Annotated in this window: 33 protein-coding genes; 16 read left to right on the forward strand and 17 right to left on the reverse strand. The window is 60.6% G+C overall.

All coding sequences use genetic code 11. The features are described from left to right. Positions 1 to 75 precede the first annotated feature (75 nt). The 3 genes from RHP72_RS06470 to RHP72_RS06480 form a co-directional block, all read right to left on the reverse strand. The gene (locus RHP72_RS06470; RefSeq protein WP_003943666.1) at positions 76 to 279 is read right to left on the reverse strand and encodes a cold-shock protein; all 204 of its coding nucleotides are present in this window, start codon (positions 277 to 279) and stop codon (positions 76 to 78) included. A 316-nt stretch (positions 280 to 595) separates the two neighbouring features. Continuing rightward, the gene (locus RHP72_RS06475; RefSeq protein WP_003943713.1) at positions 596 to 1,573 is read right to left on the reverse strand and encodes a YihY/virulence factor BrkB family protein; all 978 of its coding nucleotides are present in this window, start codon (positions 1,571 to 1,573) and stop codon (positions 596 to 598) included. Positions 1,574 to 1,659: 86 nt separating this feature from the next. Further along, on the reverse strand, positions 1,660 to 2,097 hold the full coding sequence (locus RHP72_RS06480; RefSeq protein WP_058038940.1) for an STAS domain-containing protein: 438 nt from the start codon (positions 2,095 to 2,097) through the stop codon (positions 1,660 to 1,662). 330 nt (positions 2,098 to 2,427) lie between these two features. Between RHP72_RS06480 and RHP72_RS06485 the strand changes: the two genes are divergently transcribed. Continuing rightward, positions 2,428 to 2,676, forward strand: a complete 249-nt coding sequence (locus RHP72_RS06485) for a hypothetical protein (protein ID WP_003943680.1) — start codon at positions 2,428 to 2,430, stop codon at positions 2,674 to 2,676. A gap of 16 nt (positions 2,677 to 2,692) precedes the next feature. Here the strand turns inward: RHP72_RS06485 and RHP72_RS06490 are convergent, their stop codons facing one another. Together RHP72_RS06490 and RHP72_RS06495 are read right to left on the reverse strand one after the other, a co-directional pair. Continuing rightward, positions 2,693 to 3,475: a SigB/SigF/SigG family RNA polymerase sigma factor gene (locus RHP72_RS06490; RefSeq protein WP_003943639.1), complete on the reverse strand. Its 783-nt coding sequence runs from the start codon at positions 3,473 to 3,475 to the stop codon at positions 2,693 to 2,695. Further along, positions 3,472 to 3,906, reverse strand: coding sequence for an anti-sigma factor (locus RHP72_RS06495; RefSeq protein ID WP_311094475.1), 435 nt, complete (start codon positions 3,904 to 3,906; stop codon positions 3,472 to 3,474). The genes RHP72_RS06490 and RHP72_RS06495 overlap by 4 nt, the downstream gene beginning before the upstream one ends. 237 nt (positions 3,907 to 4,143) lie before the next feature. Here RHP72_RS06495 and RHP72_RS06500 point away from each other — a divergent pair, with 237 nt between their 5' ends. Further along, the gene (locus tag RHP72_RS06500) at positions 4,144 to 4,581 is read left to right on the forward strand and encodes a hypothetical protein (protein ID WP_037131043.1); all 438 of its coding nucleotides are present in this window, start codon (positions 4,144 to 4,146) and stop codon (positions 4,579 to 4,581) included. 9 nt (positions 4,582 to 4,590) lie between these two features. On the opposite strand, the gene RHP72_RS06505 is transcribed toward RHP72_RS06500, so the two are convergent. The 5 genes from RHP72_RS06505 to RHP72_RS06525 all read right to left on the reverse strand — a co-directional run bounded on the left by RHP72_RS06505 (position 4,591) and on the right by RHP72_RS06525 (position 6,822). After that, a complete protein-coding gene (locus RHP72_RS06505; RefSeq protein WP_003943622.1) occupies positions 4,591 to 4,908 on the reverse strand; it encodes a WhiB family transcriptional regulator in 318 nt (105 codons plus the stop codon). Between the two features lie 185 nt (positions 4,909 to 5,093). Continuing rightward, complete coding sequence (locus RHP72_RS06510) at positions 5,094 to 5,765, reverse strand: ANTAR domain-containing response regulator (RefSeq protein ID WP_042452311.1); 672 nt, start codon at positions 5,763 to 5,765, stop codon at positions 5,094 to 5,096. Between the two features lie 60 nt (positions 5,766 to 5,825). Beyond that, positions 5,826 to 5,960, reverse strand: coding sequence for a hypothetical protein (locus tag RHP72_RS06515; protein WP_256082897.1), 135 nt, complete (start codon positions 5,958 to 5,960; stop codon positions 5,826 to 5,828). A 73-nt stretch (positions 5,961 to 6,033) separates the two neighbouring features. Continuing rightward, the gene (locus RHP72_RS06520) at positions 6,034 to 6,579 is read right to left on the reverse strand and encodes a Dps family protein (RefSeq protein WP_003943731.1); all 546 of its coding nucleotides are present in this window, start codon (positions 6,577 to 6,579) and stop codon (positions 6,034 to 6,036) included. Between the two features lie 84 nt (positions 6,580 to 6,663). After that, positions 6,664 to 6,822, reverse strand: coding sequence for a hypothetical protein (locus RHP72_RS06525; protein WP_003943664.1), 159 nt, complete (start codon positions 6,820 to 6,822; stop codon positions 6,664 to 6,666). 358 nt (positions 6,823 to 7,180) lie between these two features. Here RHP72_RS06525 and RHP72_RS06530 point away from each other — a divergent pair, with 358 nt between their 5' ends. After that, a complete protein-coding gene (locus RHP72_RS06530) occupies positions 7,181 to 7,483 on the forward strand; it encodes a MerR family transcriptional regulator (RefSeq protein WP_003943719.1) in 303 nt (100 codons plus the stop codon). Positions 7,484 to 7,507: 24 nt separating this feature from the next. On the opposite strand, the gene RHP72_RS06535 is transcribed toward RHP72_RS06530, so the two are convergent. From RHP72_RS06535 to RHP72_RS06550, 4 genes are all read right to left on the reverse strand, one after another. Beyond that, positions 7,508 to 7,885 (reverse strand): hypothetical protein, encoded by a 378-nt coding sequence (locus RHP72_RS06535; RefSeq protein ID WP_007726560.1) that lies wholly within the window; start codon positions 7,883 to 7,885, stop codon positions 7,508 to 7,510. Between the two features lie 136 nt (positions 7,886 to 8,021). Next, the gene (locus RHP72_RS06540) at positions 8,022 to 9,509 is read right to left on the reverse strand and encodes a trehalose-6-phosphate synthase (protein ID WP_064075809.1); all 1,488 of its coding nucleotides are present in this window, start codon (positions 9,507 to 9,509) and stop codon (positions 8,022 to 8,024) included. Next, entirely contained in the window at positions 9,506 to 9,925 is a 420-nt protein-coding gene (locus RHP72_RS06545; protein ID WP_007726563.1) for an STAS domain-containing protein, read from the reverse strand. Before RHP72_RS06545 ends, RHP72_RS06540 begins: the two co-directional genes overlap by 4 nt. Positions 9,926 to 10,184: 259 nt before the next feature. Then, a complete protein-coding gene (locus tag RHP72_RS06550; RefSeq protein WP_136472457.1) occupies positions 10,185 to 10,373 on the reverse strand; it encodes a PI-type proteinase in 189 nt (62 codons plus the stop codon). Between the two features lie 167 nt (positions 10,374 to 10,540). On the opposite strand from RHP72_RS06550, the gene RHP72_RS06555 reads away from it, so the two are divergent. After that, complete coding sequence (locus tag RHP72_RS06555) at positions 10,541 to 10,789, forward strand: hypothetical protein (RefSeq protein ID WP_007726566.1); 249 nt, start codon at positions 10,541 to 10,543, stop codon at positions 10,787 to 10,789. Between the two features lie 220 nt (positions 10,790 to 11,009). Here RHP72_RS06555 and RHP72_RS06560 read toward each other — a convergent pair whose 3' ends face one another. Then, positions 11,010 to 11,501, reverse strand: a complete 492-nt coding sequence (locus tag RHP72_RS06560) for a hypothetical protein (protein ID WP_218960345.1) — start codon at positions 11,499 to 11,501, stop codon at positions 11,010 to 11,012. Then, on the reverse strand, positions 11,498 to 12,076 hold the full coding sequence (locus RHP72_RS06565; protein WP_007726571.1) for an RNA polymerase sigma factor: 579 nt from the start codon (positions 12,074 to 12,076) through the stop codon (positions 11,498 to 11,500). Before RHP72_RS06565 ends, RHP72_RS06560 begins: the two co-directional genes overlap by 4 nt. A 186-nt stretch (positions 12,077 to 12,262) precedes the next feature. Here RHP72_RS06565 and RHP72_RS06570 point away from each other — a divergent pair, with 186 nt between their 5' ends. From RHP72_RS06570 to RHP72_RS06610, 9 genes are all read left to right on the forward strand, one after another. Further along, positions 12,263 to 12,727 (forward strand): Asp23/Gls24 family envelope stress response protein, encoded by a 465-nt coding sequence (locus tag RHP72_RS06570; protein WP_311094477.1) that lies wholly within the window; start codon positions 12,263 to 12,265, stop codon positions 12,725 to 12,727. Next, the gene (locus RHP72_RS06575) at positions 12,724 to 13,008 is read left to right on the forward strand and encodes a hypothetical protein (RefSeq protein WP_042452304.1); all 285 of its coding nucleotides are present in this window, start codon (positions 12,724 to 12,726) and stop codon (positions 13,006 to 13,008) included. The genes RHP72_RS06570 and RHP72_RS06575 overlap by 4 nt, the downstream gene beginning before the upstream one ends. 70 nt (positions 13,009 to 13,078) lie before the next feature. Continuing rightward, on the forward strand, positions 13,079 to 13,267 hold the full coding sequence (locus RHP72_RS06580; RefSeq protein ID WP_007726577.1) for a hypothetical protein: 189 nt from the start codon (positions 13,079 to 13,081) through the stop codon (positions 13,265 to 13,267). Between the two features lie 38 nt (positions 13,268 to 13,305). Further along, complete coding sequence (locus RHP72_RS06585; RefSeq protein WP_003943629.1) at positions 13,306 to 13,485, forward strand: hypothetical protein; 180 nt, start codon at positions 13,306 to 13,308, stop codon at positions 13,483 to 13,485. Then, positions 13,478 to 13,870 carry an Asp23/Gls24 family envelope stress response protein gene (locus tag RHP72_RS06590; RefSeq protein ID WP_311094478.1) on the forward strand — a complete coding sequence of 131 codons (393 nt, stop codon included), beginning with the start codon at positions 13,478 to 13,480 and terminating at the stop codon, positions 13,868 to 13,870. The genes RHP72_RS06585 and RHP72_RS06590 overlap by 8 nt, the downstream gene beginning before the upstream one ends. Next, positions 13,867 to 14,436, forward strand: a complete 570-nt coding sequence (locus RHP72_RS06595; protein ID WP_311094479.1) for a DUF6286 domain-containing protein — start codon at positions 13,867 to 13,869, stop codon at positions 14,434 to 14,436. The genes RHP72_RS06590 and RHP72_RS06595 overlap by 4 nt, the downstream gene beginning before the upstream one ends. Continuing rightward, the gene (locus RHP72_RS06600) at positions 14,433 to 15,017 is read left to right on the forward strand and encodes a hypothetical protein (RefSeq protein ID WP_046378100.1); all 585 of its coding nucleotides are present in this window, start codon (positions 14,433 to 14,435) and stop codon (positions 15,015 to 15,017) included. The genes RHP72_RS06595 and RHP72_RS06600 overlap by 4 nt, the downstream gene beginning before the upstream one ends. A gap of 409 nt (positions 15,018 to 15,426) precedes the next feature. Continuing rightward, complete coding sequence (locus tag RHP72_RS06605) at positions 15,427 to 15,690, forward strand: GlsB/YeaQ/YmgE family stress response membrane protein (protein WP_003943661.1); 264 nt, start codon at positions 15,427 to 15,429, stop codon at positions 15,688 to 15,690. A 90-nt stretch (positions 15,691 to 15,780) separates the two neighbouring features. Further along, positions 15,781 to 15,978, forward strand: a complete 198-nt coding sequence (locus RHP72_RS06610; RefSeq protein ID WP_007726588.1) for a CsbD family protein — start codon at positions 15,781 to 15,783, stop codon at positions 15,976 to 15,978. A 33-nt stretch (positions 15,979 to 16,011) separates the two neighbouring features. Here RHP72_RS06610 and RHP72_RS06615 read toward each other — a convergent pair whose 3' ends face one another. Then, a complete protein-coding gene (locus tag RHP72_RS06615) occupies positions 16,012 to 16,734 on the reverse strand; it encodes a hypothetical protein (protein ID WP_311094480.1) in 723 nt (240 codons plus the stop codon). A 306-nt stretch (positions 16,735 to 17,040) separates the two neighbouring features. Here RHP72_RS06615 and RHP72_RS06620 point away from each other — a divergent pair, with 306 nt between their 5' ends. Genes RHP72_RS06620 through RHP72_RS06630 form a run of 3 tightly spaced genes read left to right on the forward strand, consistent with a single transcriptional unit; the run spans position 17,041 to position 21,927 of the window. Beyond that, on the forward strand, positions 17,041 to 19,002 hold the full coding sequence (locus tag RHP72_RS06620; protein ID WP_311094481.1) for a hypothetical protein: 1,962 nt from the start codon (positions 17,041 to 17,043) through the stop codon (positions 19,000 to 19,002). Further along, positions 18,999 to 20,732: an ABC transporter gene (locus tag RHP72_RS06625; protein WP_311094482.1), complete on the forward strand. Its 1,734-nt coding sequence runs from the start codon at positions 18,999 to 19,001 to the stop codon at positions 20,730 to 20,732. Before RHP72_RS06620 ends, RHP72_RS06625 begins: the two co-directional genes overlap by 4 nt. Before the next feature lie 46 nt (positions 20,733 to 20,778). After that, positions 20,779 to 21,927: a cellulase family glycosylhydrolase gene (locus RHP72_RS06630; protein ID WP_217018481.1), complete on the forward strand. Its 1,149-nt coding sequence runs from the start codon at positions 20,779 to 20,781 to the stop codon at positions 21,925 to 21,927. Positions 21,928 to 22,300 lie beyond the last annotated feature (373 nt).

Raw genomic sequence — 22,300 nt, forward strand, 5'->3', positions numbered from 1 at the left:
AAGAAAAGGCTGGATGCCGGCACCATGCGGTGCAGCGTCCAGCCTTTTCAGTCTGAAGTCAGACTGGGATCGAACTCAGATGGCGCGAACGTTCTGAGCCTGGGGGCCCTTCTGGCCCTGTCCGATCTCGAACTCGACCTTCTGGCCCTCGTCGAGGGACTTGTAGCCGCTGCCCTGGATCTCCGAGTAGTGAACGAACACATCCGGTCCGCCACCTTCCTGCTCGATGAATCCGAAGCCCTTTTCACCGTTGAACCACTTGACACTGCCCTGAGCCATAACCAAATTCTCCTGGATCCATCGAGCCGAGCCCTCCCATCGAGAGTCCGGTCTCACACCTGATCCTGCCATGCTCTTCTTTTTCTGTCTCCAATTAGATGCATGGCGAGTTGCAGTATTTGACGGCTTTGTCCCGTTCCGGGACCACGTCGGAAGCAGGTGATTGTTCAACTATGCGCGTTTACCTGCTGTGATGTATTCGTCCCTTCGATGCAGCGCGAAATGACAACACCTGTGTTAAATCTGGATTCGCGGCGCAGAATGCCACCCCGATACCGAGGAGGGGACCAAATACCCAACTCGATCGGGGTCGAGATCAGTCCGAATCGTCGGGTTTGGTGTGCCCGTCGAACGTCACATGGATGTTCTCGTGGGGAACCGCGCGTTGTGCTTTTGCTTGATCGGCGAAGGTGCGCCGATCGCCTTCGATGAGTTCGGTGTTGTCGGTGAACGGAGCCAACAACGCCCGCGGATGGAGTTTGTCGACTCGCACGACGTTGATTTCCGCGCACATGACGATCGAGGCTGCAGCGAGGAACAAGAAGGCCAACAAACCCAGAACGATGGCAAAGACGCCATTGGTGGTGGAGGCACCCCGCACCACAGAGGTCACATAGAGGGCACCGAAGGACTGAAGTGCTTGCCAGAGAACAGCAGCGGCGATCGCTCCAGGTGCCACATCGGCTACCGAGAGCGGGCGGGCGCAGGTGAGCCGGAAAGCGACGATGAAGATGCCCGCATTCAAGACGACTACCGCAAGGGTAAGCAGGAAGCTGAACGAACCGCCCAGATGAAGCGCACCGCCGATGTTGGAGACAGCGGTGGTCCCCAAGATCGCGAGACCGATCGTGCCGAGGAGTAGTAGCCCTTGGAGACGCCCGCGGATGGGATCCGGTCGCATATTTCGGGGTACCGACCACACCGTGTTCATCGCGTTCTGGCAAGCCAGAGCGACACCGAGGCCACCGTAGAGACCACCGACGATTCCGATCACCAGACCCGTGACACCGCCGCCGATCTGTTGCGCATTGCCCAGGTCGTCACCGATCACCGGAAACTGATGCAGCGCGGAGTCCAAGATCTGTTGCTGAAGCTCAGGGTTGCCCGACAGCACGAAGCCGAGAATGGTCGAGAGCAACAGAAGAAGAGGAAAGAGCGAGACGAAGCCGTAGTAAGCGATCAGCGCGGCTAGATAAACACCTTGATCGTCGAGGAACTTGTAGAGGACCGCTATCGGGAACCCCAGGGCCGGATGCTTCTGTTGCAAGGCATCGAGGCGCTTGGCGATTGTCATTCTCGGTCTCTCTCAGCTCGTCGGACAGCCCGACGAACCTTAGTCGCTGCGAGCGCCCGGCGCTCGACGCCGGTGCAGCCGTCGCGTCAGGAGGCTTCGAGTGACTTCTCTGCTTCGTCGAGCGCGCGCATTGCTCCCTCGACAGAGTTGGTGACCGGGAATTCCTCTTCCGCCCGCGCCGCGCGAAGCAAGCGTCGAAGCGGGTGTGACCCGATCGCGGCCCACTGGAAGTCGTTGGCTCGCGAACGGGAGTTCAGCTCGGCGAACAGTTCGAGGCAGACCGCACCGACGAACAGTGAGTTGGACAAGTCCAGAATGACGCGAGACCACTCCGCAGCGTACGAGTTGAGAAGTTCTCGTAGTGCTGGGGCGGAGAGTTTGTCGAGGTCGACGTCGACCTGGATCAAGACTGTCGAGGGCGCTATCCGCCAGGCCGCGAAACCATGCGTTTCCACGATCGGCCCCAATTGTGTTGAGGGATCGATGGAATCGATCGGTGTGTGGTCGAGTTCATTCAGATTCATGGCAGATCCGGTCTGTGTGCTTTCATCGAAAGGCTGACGACCGATCTGGCGGCGCGGAAAGTGAATGCGTCCAGGCGTGGAAAGCTTTAGAGCTCAATGGAAATGAACAGTACAGATGTGCGCAGGAAATACTCACCTGATCCAGAGCCTTGATGCGAACCGAGCGCCAGTGGCTTCAACCCCGGCTGTATTCTCAACCTCGGTACCGTTCAGTGTAGCTCGAGGGCGTGAATCGGTCCAGGTGAGAGGTCGAATATTAAGCGGTGCAATGTTTTTGGCTCGACGCTTCGGTATGGTGGAAGATCAGCGTCACCGGACGAAGGGAATCAGATGAACGACCGCGATGCACTCACGGCCATCTCGACCAAGCTCGACACACTGATCGGCGCGGAGACCAACGGTTTGCGGGACGAGGTTCCGCCCGGTTCCAGTGTGCAGCGCACCGAGCAGGATGGCGAGCACGGCCGGTGGGGGCACGATTACCGCCTCGCCAACAAGTATCTCGAGGCCCTGGACATCGGCCAGCCCGGCCTCATCGATCGAGACGAGCTGGAACGTCTTGCACAGGAATACATCTGATCCTCGAGACGTACCTTCAGAAGATTTCACCCATCTCGGTGCGTAGCTGCTTCAGTGACTGAGTGAGGATTCTGGATACATGCATCTGAGAGATGCCGACCTTTTCGGCAATCTGGGATTGGGTGAGATGGCCGAAGAATCTGAGAACGACGATCGTGCGCTCGCGCTCCGGTAGTGCCAGGAGCGCGGGCCGCAGGGTTTCGTGATTGTCGATCCGACTGATCGCTTCGTCGTACTGTCCCAAAGTGTCTATCAGAGTCAGACCACTCCCGTCGCCGGCGGAAGCGGTGTCGAGCGGTGTGGTTCGGTACGAATTACCGGCGGTCAAACCTTGTTCGACCTCGTCCGGTTCGATGTCGAGTTCCTTGGCGAGTTCCGCGACTGTCGGTGCACGGCCGAGCGTCTGGGACAAAGTCGTGAGCGCCCGGTTGAGGGCAAGGTGCCGTTCCTGAAGGCTACGAGGCACTCGCACGGACCAGCCGTGATCGCGAAAATGCTTGCGAACCTCACCCATGACGGTCGGGACGGCGAACGACAGGAAATCCGATCCTTTGTCGACGTCGAATCGCTGCACGGCCTGTATGAGCCCGACGCGAGCAACTTGCTCCAAGTCCTCGAAAGGCTGGCCACGCCCCTGGTACCGGCGAGCGACGTGTGTGGCCAGGGGTAGGCACAGTTCGATGATCGAGGTGGTGATCTTTTCTCGGCTGGGATCATTCGGCGGAAGCGAGGCCATCGAGACGAACAGTTCGACAGCTGTTTCGTACTGGTCCTTCTTGTCCGGTGGGACAGCGGTCACGCACGCTCCTGGGGCAAGCCCTTTTCAAGCGTCATCGTCAGGGTGATGTGACCGTCCGCGTCGATTTCCGACTGTTCCAAGCGGACGGAATCGACCAGCGCTTCGAGAACGAACCATCCGAAGCTGTGCGACTTGTCGGGTATCTCGGAGTGCGCGATCACGGACACGACAGTCCGAAGTGTGCGGCCGACGGTGTCGAATCGGCAGGTCAAGTCGCTGGACGGTATCGCGTGGCCGATGAGGATGCTCGCGACTTCGTCCATCGCCAGAGCAAGGTCGGCTGTTCCGTCGACATCGAGTCCGGTGTTGTTGGCAACCGTTCGGATGATTCCGCGCAGAGTGGGAAGTTGAGAGTACGACGCGCGGACGCGGAGCGAGGCGATGGAGTCGTGAGTTAGTTCGGTTTCGGTCGGACTCGACAGAGGGATCAAGGGGCTTCCTGTAGGTAGATGTGGCGTAATTCCGGCGGACCGAGGCAAGGACCGGTACCGGCCGTGCGTGCCAGCCATCTCTACCCCGGAAGTATTCATGGCCTTGGATTACCCTTCGCCCGGCGAACTAACCCTCTTTACCCGAACTAGAGGATGAATTGTGAGACACATCACCTGTGGTGCGGACGTACCGAATCCTCATCTTTCATTTTCGCGTCGTTCGGGTACAGCCGCTTCATGGACACCCATTCGGACAGACAGATCCCCGTACACATACGACCGGAAGGTGTCACTGATGACGAGGTGAAGGCGGCAGGAGTGCTGTCGAACGCCCTTGAAACGGTGGAACGGGCACGCGGTGCTCTGTACGACTTCCATCAGCTGATAGGGCATGCCGATCTGATGCTCGACGAGGTCGTCGAGCTACTGCGATCCAGCGGCAACGACGACCTGGCCGATCAGGTCGAGGGCGAGTTGATCGGCCGGAACGTGGTCGAGGGGCGCTGGACTTTCCAGTTGGTCGAAGAGTTCGACGAGAACTACTGGTCGTTTTTTCGTGAATGCGAGAAAGTGGTGCGCGACAAGCTGGCAGGCGGAGTGCCGCACCTCTTCGAAGCCGAGATGAAGGAGCGACGCCGCACGCACGGTTTGCGGCACCACGAGGCCAGGCCCTGAGGTTCCTACCTACTCTCGTGAGCTCGTCGCGGCACTGATCAGTGGTTCAGTTCGAGCTTTGCGCAGCGATTCTCGCTCGGTCGCCGTCATGCCGCCCCAGATACCGTGGGGTTCCCCGGTCTGGATGGCGTGCACCAGGCATCTCTGCACGACAGGGCATCTGGCGCACACCAGCTTCGCCGAACTCTCGCGCTTCGCTCGCCTGGAGCCGCGCTCGTTCGTGTCGTCGTAGAACAGAGCGGGGTCGGTGTCGCGGCAGGTGCCGGACAGTTGCCAATCCCACTCGTCGGCAAGGGGCCTGGGAGATGTGTAGGAGCGCATGAACATGGACGTTCCCTTCGCTGCGTGACGAACTCGGCTCGGATCGCGGATCCAGGTCGGGTGTTAAGACAAAGCTCGGTCCCGCCGGCCTGAACCGGCGGGACCTTCGAGGCTCCTCCCTCGAGGGGGAAGATTTCGGGGGTACCTCTGGTCGGTCATTACCCAGCCGTACAACTTTTGAATCCCGGTCGTCAGGAATTCTTTTGATCCACGGCACGTCGTTCTGCTGCGGCGACAAGACCACCGGCGATGTCGCGCACCTTGACGTTCCATTCCTGCGACATCTGGACCAGAAAGTCGAAGGCTTGGTCGGCCGAGCACTCACGCTCGGCCATCAGTAATCCCTTGGCCTGCTCGATCAAGGGCCGAGAATCCAAAGCTCTTCTCAGTTCGTCATTTTCCGCGCGAAGGCGGGTGAGGACGTCTGACGCCGAACTGGACTGCTGAGCCAGCGGTCGTTGAACCTCGTATACACGATGAAGCACACCGATGACCCTGCCGTCATCATCGGTGACGGCGGAATTCACCGTATTCCAATAGCGGGTGACAAACATCCCGCTCCCGCGCTCGTCGCGCACGTCGTAACGCTGAGTCGGCAGTGCGTCCCGAGTTCGGGACCGCATCGTGCGCTCGAATGACGCTGTCAACGAGAAGATTCCATCGGCAAACGAGTCGTCGGGATTGTCGGGGAAGGCTTCGAACACTTCCACTCGGTGCAATTGATCGAGGCTGCGACCGGATACGGCAAGGTATTCGTCGTTTGCGCCCTGGATACGAAAATCGCTGTCCACGAGCAGAAGAGAAGAACTGCTTGCCGCAAATCGATCGCTACGAACGATCGAGCGGAGAGTGCTCGAACTCATGATTGTGTCGTTTCTGTCCTGTCTTCGACGGTTGCGGCCCCTGGTATTTCAGATGATATTTCAGAAGTAGGTGATCGCGAGAACTCCAAGGGCGGTGCCTGCCACGATCGATCCGAACAACAAACGCTGCTGCAACACGAACATCTGATACTCGCGACGTGTTTGTGTCGACGTGCCGCGCGAGTCCGCAGACATGCTCTTGCCCCTTCCTGTTGTGGGGAGTGCGATTTCGGCCGACCCCCGATCGGCCGAAACCGCGGACGGTGCATCAGTTCTGACGCGCCTCATTTGCGGCATCCTGCTCGGTGGACGCGCCTTCGTGTACGAGGCTGCCACCCGAGTTCTCGAGGTGAGCACGAACGAACCACTGGAACTTTTCCAACTGCGCCGTCTGGCCGATCAACATGTCCTCGGTGATCGGATCGATCTTGCCGACGCTGTCGATTGCGGTGCGACTGTCGGTGATGATCCCGGTGTAGACGAGGTCGAGCGCAGCGAGGTGCGCACGAGCGTCGTCGCGGCCGACGGAGTAGTCGTCCCACGTTCGATCGCGCTCGATTGCTCCCGCGGTGCCCTTGGGCGAGTTACCCAGTGCCGCGATACGTTCGGCCACATCGTCGGCGTAGCCGCGAACCAACTCCACCTGGGGGTCGATCATCTCGTGAACGCCGATGAAGTTGGGGCCCACGACGTTCCAGTGAACGTGCTTGAGCGTGAGGTGAAGATCGTTGTAGGCGCTGAGGCGTTCCTGCAGAATATCGGCGACGGACGAACCGTCTGCGCTGCTCAGTCCCGGTACGGTGAACTCGGACATATGTTTTCCTCTCGTCTTGATGGGGATCGCCCTCCAGTGGGGCGGTCTCGCGCCATCGTCAATCGGATCGCGTGTCGGTCAGGTTCAGTGCGCGAGTGCTACTGGCTCCTCTGTCACCGGGTCGCCGTACATCATCGCGATTCGGCGCTTGACCTCTTCGGTTGTCAAAGTCGCACTTGCGACAGTGATTCCGATGCCGGTGGTGCTCTCGCCCTGTGTGGGCGGGATGTCGATCGTCGTCATCTTGCTCCCGGTGAAGAGTGTGCCGTGAGGGAGTCGGCTGAACCACCGACTCCGACGTCTGGGTGTTCTGCGCCTTCGAGCTCCAGTTATGGCGCTTACAGGTGCTACAAAATCTATATCAGCCGATGTAGATAATTGGCAAGGCTACTTCGATTCGCGGGCGAAGGAAAGCGCATTGTGCAATCTTGTCGAAATCGGCTTTGATCTGCCATTTCACGCCTTTTCTGCTCGACGATTCTTGTTGTCAGTGGTCCTGGACACGCTTGAATCTATGTCCTGGGCGTCAGATTCACTGCGTGATGGTGCTAAGGTCGGGTGACGCCGATTGAGACAGCCGACACCGAACTAGGAGGTTCCAGTGACGTCGGAATCCCAGACCCGGGCGCTGCGCGGCGTGTACGGGATCTCAGTGATGTCTGAACTGTCCGGGGTAGGACCTCAGACGCTGCGCCTTTACGAGCGAAGGGGCTTGCTCACACCAACCCGTACCGATGGCGGTACGCGCCGGTACAGCGAGGCCGACCTGGACACGCTCGGACGAATCACCGCGCTGATCGACGACGGAGTCAATCTCGTCGGTATTCGTCTGATTCTGTCCCTCGAGGCCGAGAATGCAGTCTTAGCGGCTCGAATCAGCCAGTTGACCGCCGAGGGGGACTAGTGGTGCTGCTCGAGACGATGCCGTTCAGGACGGAGTTTCGGTGCGGGTAGGGTCGCCGAAGTCCGCGTCGGCGGAGATCTTGTTCCCTGCCGCTGCGATCTGTTCGAGCGCGGCGTCCAACGCATCGACCAACCATTGATGCGACGCCTCCGCGAGGAGGCGATCCGGAGTGTCGGTGTTCTCGGATTGGAAGAACCGCACCAGCCACGATTCTCCGTTGTCGGGTCGATCGGAGAGTCCAGCCGCGGTATTGGTCGCCAGAAGGAACCGGTTGTATTCGAGGTCAACACGAATGGCGTACTCGCCGAACAGGTTCACCACGTTGGCCGGCCGATGAGTAGCGGCAGCGAGCGCAATGAGAGCGTCGTTGTAGGTTTCGGAGTACTTCATCGTGAGGGGCATGGTCGGCCTGTCTTTCTGGGCCGATGCAGCATTGCACGGCTATGTCGAGGAAATCAGTTCGCAGCCGCTGCTTGACGATGAACTGAAACCAATCCTAGCTCGAGTCTCCGAGCGCACTGACGCAAGCCCGTGAGGGTCAGTTGTTGCGCGCAAAGTTCGACTCACGCTCCGTGACGAACTGATCGTCCGGAAGCGGTCCGGGTGGGGCAAGCGCAGTCAGGAACGACTCGGCCCACTGATGCACATCGTGTGTCATGACCTGTCGATGCAGCGCAGCCATACGGCGACGGCCTTCCTTCGGATCCTGATGAACCGCGGTCAGGATCGTATTCTTCACGCCGTCCAAATCGTGCGGGTTGACCAGGTATGACTGTCGTAATTCCATTGCGGCACCGGTGAACTCGCTGAGAACGAGAGCACCTCCGAGGTCGCCACGACAGGCCACGTACTCCTTGGCCACCAGATTCATCCCGTCGCGCATCGGCGTCACGAGCATGACGTCGGCAGCGACGAACAGTGCGATCAGTTCTTCACGGTCGACCGGCTGATACAGGTAGTGAACGACGGGGCGGCCGATCTGACTGTGGTCACCGTTGATGCGGCCCACCTGCTCTTCGATGACGCTACGCAGGTCGATATAGTGCTGCACGCGTTCACGACTGGGCGTCGCGAGCTGCACCATCGTGTACTTCTCCGGATCCAGACGATCCTCGTCGAGGAGTTCCTTCAAGGCTTGAAGCCGCAGGTCGATACCCTTGGTGTAGTCCAGCCGGTCGACTCCCAGCAAGATTTTCTCGGGATTTCCCAGCTCTTCCTTCAACTCGCGCGCGCGACGCAGGACCGAATCGCTTTTCGACTGGCGCTCGAGTTCGGCAGAATCGACGGAGATGGGAAAGGCGCCCACCTTGACGACGCGAGAATCGAAATCCACATGCCCGAGCGCACTTCGAACACCGACGCCCGCGGTCGTCGTCTTGAGGCCGAGAAGTTTGCGGGCCAAGAACAGGAAATTGTTTGCGCCACCAGGTAAGTGGAAGCCGATCAGATCGGCGCCCAGCATTCCCCTGACGATCTCCTTGCGCCACGGAAGCTGCATGAAGAGCTCGACCGGAGGGAACGGGATATGAAGAAAGAACCCGATCGTCAGATCTGGCCGCAGCTCGCGCAGCATCGCCGGCACAAGTTGCAACTGATAGTCCTGCACCCAGACAGTCGCTCCGTCCGCGGCGCAACGCGCGGTTTCCTCGGCGAACCGCTGGTTGACTGCGACGTAGGTGTGCCACCACGACCGCTCGAACGTCGGAGCCACCAGAACGTCGTGGTAGAGCGGCCACAACGTGTCGTTGGAGAACCCCTCGTAGTACTCGGCGAGGTCCTGAGAGGTCAGCTCGACGGGAAACAGACGAAGGCCGTCAACCACTATCGGATCGACCTTCTCGTCCGCGACCCCCGGCCAGCCGACCCAGGCGCCATCCCGCTGTCGCAGGATGGGTTCGAGCGCAGTGACGAGCCCACCCGGACTTCGCTTCCAGTTCTTGCTTCCGTCTTCGTCGGTTTCGAGATCGACCGGCAGTCGGTTTGCGACGACGACGAATTCGGAGAGCTTTTCGAGATCGGTACTCACGCCGACATCGGCTCCGCCAGGGTCTCGTCCAGGACGGAGGTCGAGGACAGGTACGCGACTGCATCGGCTGTCGAGTCGGTGTACACGATGTCGGTGTCCATCTTCAGAAGAGACAGCGGACGCCTGACAGGGTGCGCTGCGACGAGCGTCCACGGCACGCCGAGCCTCCGTGCCTTGGCCGACAGAGTCTCGATGATGGAAAGACCTCCGACGGAGATGAACTGGACGTCCGAGCAGTCGAGTACGAACGGGTGTCGCTCACCGATCAGGTCGTCGACGCAGGCAGCGAAATCAGCTCGGGACCGGACGTCGATCTCGCCGCTGACCACGAGCGACTGAATGTTTTCGGCACAGGTCGTCGTGAAGGTGGGGGGACTGTCCGTACGCTCATCTGTAGTTCTCGAAAACTCGTTCATCGAAACTCCTGACGGATTGCTCGAAACGGTTCGTTCGAACGGTCTGGTTCGAAACGGTTTCGTTCGAAACCGGGAAACGGCACGGGAAGCAACGCACGAACCGTGCTCGTCTTCAACGGCTGGGTACTCAACCGTGCTGAGTGCCTACCTTACCGCATCGCGAAAACCCAGGTGAAAAGCGTTAGATCCGTACGGATTTCAAGGTCCCGTGAGCGTCGGCCCACGGGACCTTGGTCCCGATGGTTCAGACCTTCCGGGATCAATCGGTGTCAGTCGCCGGGCCGGTGCTCGAGGCTCCGCCCTCGTCGGCCCACGTACGTTCGCCCGACGGATCGGTCTGAACGTCCTTGGGTGCGGTGTCGGAGCCGGTTCCCGGACCGTGGTCGGTGCCGGTGGTCTGCGGCTCGTCCGTCTGATCCGTGCGGTCGGTGGAATTCTGTTCACTCATGGTGCGCGTTTCCTTCGGGAAGTCGTTGTTCATGTACTTGTCGTTTCCTGCTCACCCGCGAGGGGTACTCAGTAGGGGGTAGTGCGTCACGTCGAGCCAGTACGTCACGTCGAGTCCATACCGGCAAAGTCAGCTGTCACCGAAGCAGGAGATTTCACGTGAACCATATGACCGTGACGACCGAACACCTGCGTGCACTGCTGGGCAGTGGCCCCCATTCGGAACTGGTAGCGGTCGGGGGCGAGATCGAGATCTACGTCCCCGATGAAGAAGGGTTCGGTCTCGAGGGTATCTCGCTTGTCACTCGCGAGCAGTTGGCCGAACGTCTACCGTCCTCACCCGACAACCCCGACGAAGGTGAACTACGTATCGCCGCAGAATCGTTGAGCGAGATGATCGCCGAACTCGGCGGTTGAACTCCGAAGTTCGGGGCAGCCGACGTCAGATCTGCGGGATCGGATCCGGAGGGTACGGGTTCGGTGGCGTCGGAGTCGGTGGCACGGGCGGCGGATTCATCGGATCGGGTGGTGTCGGCGCCGGTGGTGTCGGCGGCCCCGGGTCGGGGGCGGGGCCCGGATCCGGTGGTGGGGGAGTGGTCATGAGTGCCGGGTTCCCAAACACTTGCCGAACAAACACCTAGTGTTCGGAGTGGCTTTTGGTGTTCCCTTCGGCAGGTAGATCATCGACGATGTCGACTACGGCGACGTGGATGCTCTCTGCAGAGACCGGTGGGTCCGTGTCGCCGAGGATCAGGTGAACGACATCGACGACGGTGAATCGAACCCGGTCCGACAGTTCGGCCAGATCCACTCCGTATGGCGCTGCCAGTTCGATACGTAGTGAACGTATTTCGTGGCCGTCGACGAAGAACTCGATGCTGCTCGGCGAGCAGTGGTGCCGAGAACGTATCTCGGCGGCCAAGTGGGTGCGGAGTACGTGATCGCTCACCGACACCGTGCCTAGACGTGGACCTTCCGACGCGTGTGCGTCGAGCGGCCAACCGGACGCCGAGGTCGACCGTAGCGCCCGGATCACCTTGTCGCTGATTCGATCCCAGCCCGGCTCGGGAGCGTTCCGCAGGACGTCGGATGCGTGCGCCATCAATGCGTCGGTTCGTGATTCAGTCATCGCCACCTCGTCATTCGTTCACTCAGGTTAGCCCGTGCACGATGGTGATGCCCGCGCACCGCATCCGGGGTGAGTCTTAGAATCTTGCCGATTTGAACGAACGTGAGCATCTCCACCTCTCGCAGCGTCCATGCCGCACGCTGGCGATAAGGCAGTTCACCCAACGCTTCTTCCAGTGCCTCGAGGAACGCGGAGTTCGAGGTCGTGTCGAACGGGCCGGCCTCGGGAGACGGCACGAGAGGATCGAGCAATCTGTCGTCGATCGGTTGAGCTCTCTTGATTCGATAGCTGTCCACGATCTTTCGGGAACAGATCGCGAAAAGCCATGTTCGCATCGACGATTCGCCACGAAACGAATCGAGTCGACGCCAGGCGGCCACGAAGGTGTCCTGGACTACCTCGAGAATGTCACCTTCGTCTGCGAGCATGCGACGCGCATAGCGGTGAAGTGCAGGTCCGTAGTAGTGCACCAGTGACTCGAATGCTTCTCGGTCGCCGAGTATCGCAGCGTTCACTGTCGCGGTGTCCAAACCGTCAGGTGCTTCGGTGAGCCCCTGTGTGTGCGGTAACGCCACAGTCGCTCCTCTCGCGGAAATGCGGAAAACTCGGCTGCGTTCGAAGATTGTTCGCCCGGCCGGGGCGTTGAATGTTACGGACAGTAACTAACAAGTGTCAGTGATGCACGCCACCTGACTGGGGCATTCGGTTTTGCCTTCGAGTGGCGACTACACAGGTAGATCGATCAACAGGAGGAGATGACAATGGTCAGCACGCAGGTTGCGACAGCATCTACGAAGGATGTTGCATCATCGAACGACTCGGCTCTCGTGAGTTCGCAAGGAAAGACGTCGATCGCCGACACCGTTGTCTCGAAGATTGCCGGTATCGCTACGCGAGAGGTGAGCGGCGTGTACGACGTCGGCGGCGGAGCGTCGCGGGTTGTCGGGGCACTGCGCGAGCGGATCCCCGGCGCGAGTGTCAACCACTCCCAGGGAGTATCGGTCGAGGTCGGCGAAAAGCAGGCAGCGGTCGACATCGACATCGTGGCCGAGTACGGCGTATCGCTCGCCGATCTGGCCACCGGCATTCGCCGCAACGTCATTGCGGCGCTCGAACGGATGACGGGTCTCGAAGTGACCGAGGTGAACATCACGGTTCACGACGTTCACCTCGACGAGGGCAGTGAGGACGAAACCGGCGAGCCCAAGACTGCACGGGTGCAGTGAGTTCCGAAATCGCCGACACCATCGCGGCGGCTGTGACGGGGATACCTGGGGTCGCCTCGCTTCATGCCGGAATGTTCGGCGAGGTTGGCACTTACCTCCCCGGTCGCCGCGTCGTCGGCGTGCGGGTGACGGAGTCGTCGACAGACATCCATGTGTGCATCTTCGCCGACGCCGCCGTTCGAGATACGGCTTTACGTATCCGCCAAGCGGTTTCAGGACTCGTTACAGGCCCCGTGAACGTGACAGTGGAAGACGTAGTCGGTCGTGCGCACGATGCCTGAGCACTCTCGGGGTTCAGTTCCTGATCGACGATCCGCACGCCGAGAGGCGATCAGGAACTACCACCCCGACGTGGGCGGATCTGCCGACGCGCTCAATCGAGCGCTCGAACGCGTCGACCGGGACTTCGCGTCCCCGATCGGTGTGGGTGTGCGCAGGACACTGCGCGGCACGATGCGGCAGATAGCGAAACCCGCTCGGACCCAGTACACGCGTTTGCGCGCTCGGTTTCCGGGTGCCAAGACCTACACCGAGATATGACTCGCACCATCGAACATCATCCACAACGGAGGATTCACATGACCACCTCGACTGTCGGCCTACTGGCAGGACTACTTCTCGGAGTCGCAGCTGCTGCAGGCGGTTTCACCGGATTCCTCATCGCTCTGGTTCTCGGTGTGATCGGATACCTCGTCGGTGGTCAGCGTGACGGCGAGTTCGATCTCGGTGTGATGCTGAAGGGTCGCGGACGTGGCTGAGACAGCTCGACCGGAGTCGTCTGTGCTTGGTGAGCCGGGCGATCGTGGAACGCTGACGATTCGAGACAGAGTCGCGCAGAAGTTGGTTCTCGAGGCGACGCGCGGGACCCCGGGGGTGCGTCATCACGCCGGCGGCATGGACAAACTGACCGGGCGTGAATTGCCGAGGGCGCGAGTGCTGGTATCCGGCAAGCGGGTACGGGCCAAGGTGGACATCGCGATCGAGTGGCCCGGATCCTTGTCGGTCATCGGTACCGCGGTGCGAGAGAACGTGACAACCCAGTTGCAGTCTGTATCGGGCCTGGACGTAGACGGCGTGGACGTGGCGATCGTGAGCGTTCTCCCGGCATCGACCACGCGTGACGCGGGAAGGACAGTGCGATGACCGCCGACAAGGTCGCACCACCCACTGCCTCGAGGGCTGCTGCTCCTGTTCCCCTTGCGGCGCCCGGATCGGCCGTCACGGGATTCCTCATCGCCGCGGCGCTACTTGCGCTCGGCGTGGTCGGCGTCCGCGACGCGCTGGTGGATACCGGCGTGATCACCGGGTCGCAGTGGATACCAAGTGCTGCCGCATATGTGGACGGGCTCGCGTACCAGGGTTGGATGTTGCCGGCGGGGATCGCAGCCGTCGTTCTCGGCCTGTGGTTCGTCATCCTCGGACTCAAACCGCGACGAAAGACTGCCAATGCCTTGGTCGGAGTCGCGAATACGTGGATCGATCCCGCCGATGTAGCGGCGATAGCGTCTGTTCGCGTCGAGTCACTGGCCCAGGTTCGATCCGCTTCGTCACACGCGACCCGGCGCAAGCTGGAAGTGAAGGCCTCGGTCACGCCCGATGGAGCCGCCACCGCTGAATCGGAAATCCGTGCGGTGCTGGGGGACTTGGCCGGGTCGCTGTCACCATCGCCGCGAATCAAGGTTCGTATCCAGGCGGGATCGCTGTCATGACTCGGACGGCGACGGCGATGGATCGCGTGGCGACATGCGTCGTGGGGATGCTCGCGATAGCGCTGGGAGTTGCAGCGATCCTGTGGAATCGCGACGTGATCAAGGATTTCCCGGCGCGTATCGAGATCCCGTGGGCTGAAGATCTTGTCGATCACTCGTGGTGGCCATGGGCTGTCGGAGCTGGGGGAGTATTGCTAGTCCTCCTCGCGTTGCGGTGGTTGATCGCGCATGTGCCGCTGCGTCGGGTGAAGGAGATCACGGTCCCTGGGTCGAACTCGCACAATTCCATCACCGCGGATCTGGGTGCGGTGGCGGAAGGGGCGAGCGCATCACTGGAGGACTTCGACGAAGTGTCGCGTGTCCGAGGAAAAGCGTTGCTCGATCGTGGAGTTCGCACGATCGATTTGCGAGTGACATTGAGACGTAGCGTCGTATCCGGATCGGAAACGTTGTCCGAGTTGATTTCTCGCGTCACTGACACGGGGGATCAAGTCGAGTCGATGGTCGGTGATCCATCCGTCGCGACCAGAACTCACATCGCCGTGGAAAGCGCGAAACGCGATGAGCCGAGAACTCTCTGATCAATCGAGGTTTGAGCCTCCCGGTGACCGGGTATTGGTAGACCTCCCGATCGTGCACAGAGTCATGGATGTTGCTGTGGCACTGTGTGTCACGGTGCTCCTTGCGACCGTCACTTCGATGGCGATCGCGATCGTAGTGACGCTGATCATGTGCGCGTCGGTGAGTGTCGTTTCTCGTATGTGGTGAATCGCCAGTCATTTTGGTTCTGTCGTGAACACCTGATAGAAAGGTAAGCAGACAATGTGGCTGCTACTGAGTGCACGATCCCCCGCGTCGTGCGGTGGAGAGTCCGGTTGTGTGCAAACACTACCCGCGATCACGGTCTAGTTGCGCGGGCCGATCGCTCGGAACTCTCCCTTTACCGGCAGTCTCTCATTGCGCCGCCCCTCTTTACTCTAAGGAGTTCAAATGCTTCCTCTCGGTATCATCGCCTGGATCATCATCGGTGGACTGGCGGGTTGGATCGGCAGTAAGATCATGAAAACCGATGCGCAGCAGGGGATCTTCCTCAACATCGTTGTCGGTGTCATCGGCGGTCTGATCGGTGGTTTCCTGCTTCGAGTCTTCGGCGTCGATGTCGAGGGCGCGGGCTGGATCTTCAGCTTCCTCACGTGCCTCCTCGGCGCCGTCATCTTGCTGTTCCTGGTCAAGGCAGTCACCGGAAAACGCTGACACGCATTTGTCCACGCAGTTCGAGTTCGACTGAATCCACGACCGAATTCCACGGCCGAACGCACGACCGAATCCAAGAAGGAGAAATACATGTCTGACTTCATCGACAAGGCAAAGCACCGCGCTGAGGATCTCATCGGCGAAGCGAAGGAAAAGTTCGGAAACGCCACGGGCAACGATGATCTGGCTGCCGAGGGTGTTGCCGATCAGGGCGAGGCGAAGGTCAAGAAGGCCGGCGACACTGTCAGTGACAAGGTCTCGGATATCAAGGACAAGTTCACAAGCTGAGTGAGCTTCGGCGCGGTTGATCGGCACGTCCGGTCAACCGCGCTTTTGTGTGTCTCCTCGGCCGTTGCGGCTACCGCGATACGCGAACTTGCGCGTTTCTGCGAGCCACTCCGGAAGCATGCGCATGTGGGCCGGTGTGTTCAGAATCGGATCGAAGGACGGCTGGAGGCAATCCGGGTGGTCCTCGACCTCGTCGAGACAGAGATGCCCGATCGGTATCAACTGAAGTTGAATTCTCGCGAGGTACACGGAGAAGTGCAGCGGGGAATGATCGACCGCAGCTTTCAATGCAGACAAAGAAGTGCCGGCCGGATGGACACCGCGCGGTGTCACGATCAGCCGCGCCGCGGCACCGCCCGCGCGTGAGTAAGGAACCAGTGTGCTGTATCTCGCGCCGTTCCACGAGAAAGCCGGAGCTGGAAACATTTTCGAGAAGGTAGAAAGTCCTGATGTTGCGAGAAGAATGTCCCACGGGTTTTCATCTGCGCCGACATCGTGCAACCGAAGCGCCAGGCCGAGTACGTCGGGTAGGTCTCCGGGTGTTCCGAGGGCTTTCGACATTCGAGCGGTGACGGTAATCGTCGACGACTCCGATACCGGCCACCATGGGGTGGCCGGCTTCAATGTTCCCTTCAGTTCGATCCCGTGAGGGTGAAAAACCCTGGCCATGCGCAGCGATGATGCGAAGTGGAACGGCGCACCGACCAGCTTCCCGATCGCACTCTTGCCGGCGGGGATGATCGAATTGATCGTCACAGCTTCCTTTATCTGAGAATTCTCCGCCCGTGAAGCGCCCGGACTGGACGGACGTTCAGGCGTATTGACGGGCTTTTCAGTGGCGTCTTTCGACTTCCCAGTGGTGGTGATTGCTAATCATGTGACATGCCGTAACAAAAGTCTCGCCCGCCGGGATAATTAGCCAAACGCATAAATTGGTCGTTATGGTTTGTTTGTCCGTAACGGTGCGATCGGACCTGCGACCGTCGCGAACTGGCGAGATTGCTACTCGTGATTTGTGTTTGGTGATTGCGCGGAAACAAGAAATGTCGAGGAGACACGCTGATGGGCCACTCTCGAACCTGGCTGACGCGCGCGCTGGCAATGCCGGTGGCTGTCGCGGTCACTTTGTTGCTTCCGCTCGGCAGTGTCGCCTCCGCCCAGGATTTCGAGGACGACGCAGATACTTCGGTGGCCGCCGCAGCCACAACTCCGATCTCCTTCACCGAACTCGGACGAGGAACAGACATCGTGTTCTCCTCCGATGACGCACCCGTCTTGGTGACCGTGCCGGTGCCGGACGGACTCACCGCAACAGCCGTGACCGGAATCCTGACCGCCCCGACCGACTTCAGTAGGGGTTGGCTCGAAGTGACTGCGGACGGCAGATTGGTGAGCCGCGTCGACTTCGACGCCGGGCAGGCCGGAACCGGCCTACCGATTTCGGTTCCGTTGCAAGGTCTCGAAGTGGTCGACCGGAGCGTGACCGTGTCGATGATCGCTCACCTCGTTCCCGTCGATGACCGCTGCTACGACCGAACGAGATACCAGCCCCTTGCGCTCCGGGATGCCTTTGTCGCCTACGACGGTGCCGAGCAGCAGCCCACGACTGTTGCAACCTTCTTTCCGCCGATTTTGAGGAAGGCAACCATCTACGTCACGGATGGTTCGTCACGGTCACAGCATAGTGCGGCTCTGCAGCTGAGTGCAGCGATTGTCAACAAGTACGGAAGTCAGCCTGACGCCGTGGTGGTGGAACAACTGCCGAACGGCCAGAGTCTGCCGTCCGCTGAGCCGGGACTGTTCGAGAGAGCTGTAGTACTCGGCAACAGTGGGGACGCCGGCATCGATCTCGCGGCTGCTCCGAATGGTGCACCAGTGCTGCGAATTTCAGGGGACGACAAGACCCTCGTTCCTCAGGTCAGTCTGTTGGCGGCGAACTTCGACGGCTACTGGGCGGCGAGCAGGGCGCTCGCGTCACCGGACAACACAGTTGCCCAGATTTCCCAGGACGCCATCACCGTCGGTGAGCTGAAGCTCGGAACGTTGACGGCTTCCGGTCTCAATCACATCGAGGTCGACGTCCCGTTCAGCCAGTCGCAACTGGGGCGTCCGATGAAGGACGTGTCGATCCGAATGATCGGTTCCTATGTACCGCTGCCGAATTCACGCAACGGAGAACTGTCGATTTCGCTGGGGGACTCACGGCTTGCTTCGCAGACGGTGAACGAGACAGGGCGCTTCGACATCGGCGTCGATGTTCCGAACGAACTCCTGCGTCGCGACCTGACCTTCGAAGTCTCGATGGATGTGACCGGCGACTTCCAATGCGGCACCAGTAGCCCGTCTTCGCTCACTGTCGATCCGGCAAGCACCATCACGTCCACTACCGGATTCCCGCCGACGCCTGGAGGATTCCAGGCATTACCGCAGTCGATGCTGCCCACACTCGATGTCGGTTTGAGTCACGGTGATTTCGCAGATCTCGTTCGCGCGCAGCGCCTCGTTGTCGCGATGCAGCGGTTGAGCTATCTGCCGCTGCAACCGCGTGTGCTCCCGTTCGGCGACGCGGCGACCAGTTCGCTGCCGGCGTTGTTGATCGCGGCGGACGGGAAGCTTCCCACTCCGGTGGCTCTACCCATGGACACAGCAGATCAAGGGCTCCTGCGCTTGCAGGGTCTGGAATTCGGTGGACAATACGGTGCCTTGCAGGTGGTTTCGGGGTCGCACAACGAAGTGGTGGCGCTGACCTCTGAGGGTGATGCGGCCGATGCCGACGGTCTGCTCAACTGGTTGGAAAGTGGGAAGGACCGGTTCGCAGAACTGACCGGCGATCTCCTGGTCGCGCCTCGGGGAGGTGAGCCCTTCGATGTCGGAGTCAACGTCGCCCCGTTGGGCACCGCGACCTCGGCCGAAGAGGAGACCGGACTGAGCGCGGTCACGATCGGCTGGATCGGATTCGGGACCTTGGTTCTGATCGCTGTTGCCGTCGGTGGTGTGCTCGTGGCTCGGCGTCGCGGACAGTGACCGTCACCGATCGCCCGGCCCTGTCCGTCGCGGTCCACGATCTACCGGGCCGCAAGCCATGGCGGATGTTCGTCGCGCTCTTCGCGATCTACACCGCGTTGGGCGTGTGGATGAACGCGGGTATCGGGTTCATCTTCACCGATTCGCTCAGCCGCGTCGCCGCGGTGTCGGCGATGCTGCTCAGCCGTGATCCGCACTTCGCGGCGATCGGGTTCGTGTTCACCCCGTTGACGGCGGCAGTCCAGATTCCGTTGGGCCTGATGGGTCATTGGTGGCCGGATCTGCTGCGGTGGAACATCACTGCGGTCGTGATGTCCGCGGCCTTCATGGCCGGTGCTGTGATTCAGGTACGTGGGATCAGCCGCGACCGTGGGTCTGCGCGATGGGTCACCGTCGTCCTGACCGTGCTGTTCGCTGTCAACCCGATGATCGTCATGTACGCGGCGAGCGGAATGAGCGAAGCTCCGTTCCTCTTTTTCGTTCTGTGGGCGACACGTCGGTTGATTCGGTGGATGCGAAGCGACGACGTACACGACCTCATCGGTGCCGGCCTCGCTTTCGCTCTGGCGTACCTCACCAGATACGACGCATTGGCCCCGCTGTTCGTCGCGGTGGTGCTGGTGACCGTGGTGAGTTGGCTTCGTTTCCGCCCGACTGCTGAGGAGCGCGGCGAGGGCGCGGGGCCCGGCTTGCGGCTCTGGGCAGCAGCCCTCGACGGTGCCGTAGTGCTGATGCCGGGATTCCTTGCCTTCGCCTTGTGGTCGTTTGCCAGTTGGCTCATCACAGGTCAAGCTTTCCAACAGTTCTCGTCGGTCTACGGGAACAGTTCCATCCTGGAGCAGGCTGGTGCCGGAACCGACTCACCGATCGCCCGTCTTGCGTTCTCGATTACCGAAATGGCCGTACTCGGCCCGGCGCTCCCGGTGCTCGCGGTCCTTGCAATCATCTACGCACTTCGGCGGCGCGACACCGAAGTGGTCGTGCCTCTTGTGTTGTTCGGCGCCATCCTCGGTGCCCAAACCTTGCTCTACGTGATGGGATCGACGTTTCCCCTTCTGCGCTTCTACATTTCGATCATTCCGCTGTGTTTCGTGTTGGTCGTCCTGATCGCACCTCGCGGAGCGCCGGTCGTCACGCGTCGACCGGGGGCTGCTGCGTCACGCTCGGTATCGACGTACCCCGAGCAGTCGGGACCCTCTCTGCCCCTTGTGATCTCTCTGTGCTTGCTGGTCGGGTCGACGCTGGTCACGTTTGTCGCGATGGGTAATGCGCGGATCGCAGTGCTCGAGCATTCCATTGCCAGTGCGATCATTCCGGGCCGGCAGAACCTGGAGGAGCAGACGAATCTGCGCACGTTTGCGGCCGAGCGTCGCATCGCCAGATACCTGGACGACTTGGCTCTGCCGGAGGGGTCGGTTCTGCTCGACACCGTGCAGAGCTATGCCGTCGTGGCGTCGTCGAACAACCCTCGGCAATTCGTCGTGCCTTCCGATGCGGACTTCGTGCGCGTACTGAACAACCCCGCCGAACATCACGTCGAATACATCCTGTCGGTGCCGAACACCGGTCGCGGTGTGTCGGACGCGGTCAATCGGCGCTATCCGACGATGTACGACACCGGGGCCGGCGGTGTGGGAGCGCTGGTACTCGAGGTTCCCAACGACGGCGGCATGGACCCTTCGGCCTGGCGTTTGTATCGCGTCACCGGTGAACGGCTAACGGGTCGATGAGGCAATTCGTGTGGGAGGATTGTCCGTATGACGTGGATGGTTGTAGATGTCTTCTGAAGAAGTGCGTCCGCGTGTGCCTGGCACAGTGCGTCGCCGTATCGCTGCCGCTGTAGTCAGCTTTGCAACCGTCGCGGTGGTGACAGGAATGTTCACGACGCCGGTGGTTGCCGATTCGCCCAAGACGGTTCGGGTGGGAGCGTCGTCGAGCGGACTGACGCTCGACGGACAGCCATGGTGGCCTACCGGGCTGAATGCTTATCAACTGGCCACTGATTGGTCGGTGAACTTCGGCTGTGGCGCCATGGTCGATCTCGATGCCTACTTCGGTTCTCTGCCACCGAACTCCGTCACGCGTTTCAACGCGTTCCAGGCGCTCGCGGTGAACAAGGTGTCCGGGGAGATGGATTTCGGCCCGATGGACGCGGTGTTCGACGCTGCGGCGCGACACAATCAGTTCACGATTCCGGTGCTCTCACCCCAGGACAGCGGGTGTGATGACGGGCTGTTCAAATCCAGGGACTGGTACACCGACGAGTGGAAGGTCGCGAACCTGATCCCAGGTCGAGCCACCATGAGCTTCCAGGACTGGATGCACACCGCCGTCGACCGTTGGAAGAACGAGCCTTCCGTCGCGGCGTGGGAATTGGTGGGGGAGCCGGAACCGAGCCTGTGTACCGATGCCGCCTGCAATTGGTGGACAAGAACGTGCCCGTCTGATTCCGCGCAGGTGTTGCGGGAGTTCTTCGACACGGCAGGCGCCGAACTTCGGGCGATCGATCCGAACACCCTGATCACGGCCGGATACGTCGGGGGCGGTCAGTGCGGCACTGCGGGTGACGACTACCAGTACGTGAGCGAGTCCGACTTCGTCGACATTCTGCAGTATCACGACTACGGAGCAGACGGGGTTCCGCTTCCGGGCGACCAGTGGAACGGACTGGCGCGTCGCATCGAACAGGCCGCGAACGTCGGGAAGCCGTTGTTGGTCGCCGAGACAGGCGAATTGGCAGGCAGTTGTGAATCACTGGCGACCAGAGCCACGAATATCGAGACGAAGCTGACGGGGCAGAAGGTGGCCGGTACGGCCGGAGCTCTCCTGTGGGCATTCGTGCCGGATCCACGGCCGAACGAATGCACGATGGATATCGGGCCTGACGATCCACTCTTCGACGTGATTGCTTCACTGGCAAGTTAGGACACTGCGAGTAGTCCACTGGGAGTTCCGCCCAGTGGGAGTATGGTCACGATTTGATAACAAGCTGAACCTGGTGTTGCGGCGTGATGATCGTATTTCGTTCGTATTCAATGGTATTCAGTGGCATTCACCTGTGGATAACCGAACTTGAAGGCTGGTGAAGTCGCACGGGACCATCGATGCGACGCCTCCAGGACCTACGTCCGGGTCGGCTGGGGACGGTCCGGTTGAGGCGCTGAGTTCGGAAGTTGTGTCGTACCTGTCTCTTTGGTCAGTTGCTACGTCCCGCCGTGGTCAACGTCGAAATACGATCACAACCGTTCGCCGCGGTAACGGGTAGTGCGCGGAGTGCGGCGCGCCCCTCGTGGAAGTG

The sequence above is a fragment of the Rhodococcus sp. SG20037 genome, from assembly GCF_031763325.1.
Taxonomy (GTDB): Bacteria; Actinomycetota; Actinomycetes; order Mycobacteriales; family Mycobacteriaceae; genus Rhodococcus_F; species Rhodococcus_F qingshengii.

Bases quoted from the DNA above. Each gene is read 5' to 3' on its own strand.
- RHP72_RS06505 (WP_003943622.1), bottom strand. From the start codon at position 4,908: ATGTTCATGCGCTCCTACACATCTCCCAGGCCCCTTGCCGACGAGTGG.
- RHP72_RS06480 (WP_058038940.1), bottom strand. From the start codon at position 2,097: ATGAATCTGAATGAACTCGACCACACACCGATCGATTCCATCGATCCC.
- RHP72_RS06510 (WP_042452311.1), bottom strand. From the start codon at position 5,765: ATGAGTTCGAGCACTCTCCGCTCGATCGTTCGTAGCGATCGATTTGCG.
- RHP72_RS06605 (WP_003943661.1), top strand. From the start codon at position 15,427: ATGCTTCCTCTCGGTATCATCGCCTGGATCATCATCGGTGGACTGGCG.
- RHP72_RS06550 (WP_136472457.1), bottom strand. From the start codon at position 10,373: ATGAGTGAACAGAATTCCACCGACCGCACGGATCAGACGGACGAGCCG.
- RHP72_RS06620 (WP_311094481.1), top strand. From the start codon at position 17,041: ATGGGCCACTCTCGAACCTGGCTGACGCGCGCGCTGGCAATGCCGGTG.
- RHP72_RS06545 (WP_007726563.1), bottom strand. From the start codon at position 9,925: ATGAACGAGTTTTCGAGAACTACAGATGAGCGTACGGACAGTCCCCCC.
- RHP72_RS06600 (WP_046378100.1), top strand. From the start codon at position 14,433: ATGACTCGGACGGCGACGGCGATGGATCGCGTGGCGACATGCGTCGTG.
- RHP72_RS06535 (WP_007726560.1), bottom strand. From the start codon at position 7,885: ATGCCCCTCACGATGAAGTACTCCGAAACCTACAACGACGCTCTCATT.
- RHP72_RS06570 (WP_311094477.1), top strand. From the start codon at position 12,263: ATGGTCAGCACGCAGGTTGCGACAGCATCTACGAAGGATGTTGCATCA.
- RHP72_RS06610 (WP_007726588.1), top strand. From the start codon at position 15,781: ATGTCTGACTTCATCGACAAGGCAAAGCACCGCGCTGAGGATCTCATC.
- RHP72_RS06475 (WP_003943713.1), bottom strand. From the start codon at position 1,573: ATGACAATCGCCAAGCGCCTCGATGCCTTGCAACAGAAGCATCCGGCC.
- RHP72_RS06560 (WP_218960345.1), bottom strand. From the start codon at position 11,501: ATGACTGAATCACGAACCGACGCATTGATGGCGCACGCATCCGACGTC.
- RHP72_RS06470 (WP_003943666.1), bottom strand. From the start codon at position 279: ATGGCTCAGGGCAGTGTCAAGTGGTTCAACGGTGAAAAGGGCTTCGGA.
- RHP72_RS06595 (WP_311094479.1), top strand. From the start codon at position 13,867: ATGACCGCCGACAAGGTCGCACCACCCACTGCCTCGAGGGCTGCTGCT.
- RHP72_RS06630 (WP_217018481.1), top strand. From the start codon at position 20,779: ATGTCTTCTGAAGAAGTGCGTCCGCGTGTGCCTGGCACAGTGCGTCGC.
- RHP72_RS06525 (WP_003943664.1), bottom strand. From the start codon at position 6,822: ATGACGACGATCGACATCCCGCCCACACAGGGCGAGAGCACCACCGGC.
- RHP72_RS06485 (WP_003943680.1), top strand. From the start codon at position 2,428: ATGAACGACCGCGATGCACTCACGGCCATCTCGACCAAGCTCGACACA.
- RHP72_RS06585 (WP_003943629.1), top strand. From the start codon at position 13,306: ATGACCACCTCGACTGTCGGCCTACTGGCAGGACTACTTCTCGGAGTC.
- RHP72_RS06555 (WP_007726566.1), top strand. From the start codon at position 10,541: ATGACCGTGACGACCGAACACCTGCGTGCACTGCTGGGCAGTGGCCCC.
- RHP72_RS06500 (WP_037131043.1), top strand. From the start codon at position 4,144: ATGGACACCCATTCGGACAGACAGATCCCCGTACACATACGACCGGAA.
- RHP72_RS06520 (WP_003943731.1), bottom strand. From the start codon at position 6,579: ATGTCCGAGTTCACCGTACCGGGACTGAGCAGCGCAGACGGTTCGTCC.
- RHP72_RS06515 (WP_256082897.1), bottom strand. From the start codon at position 5,960: ATGTCTGCGGACTCGCGCGGCACGTCGACACAAACACGTCGCGAGTAT.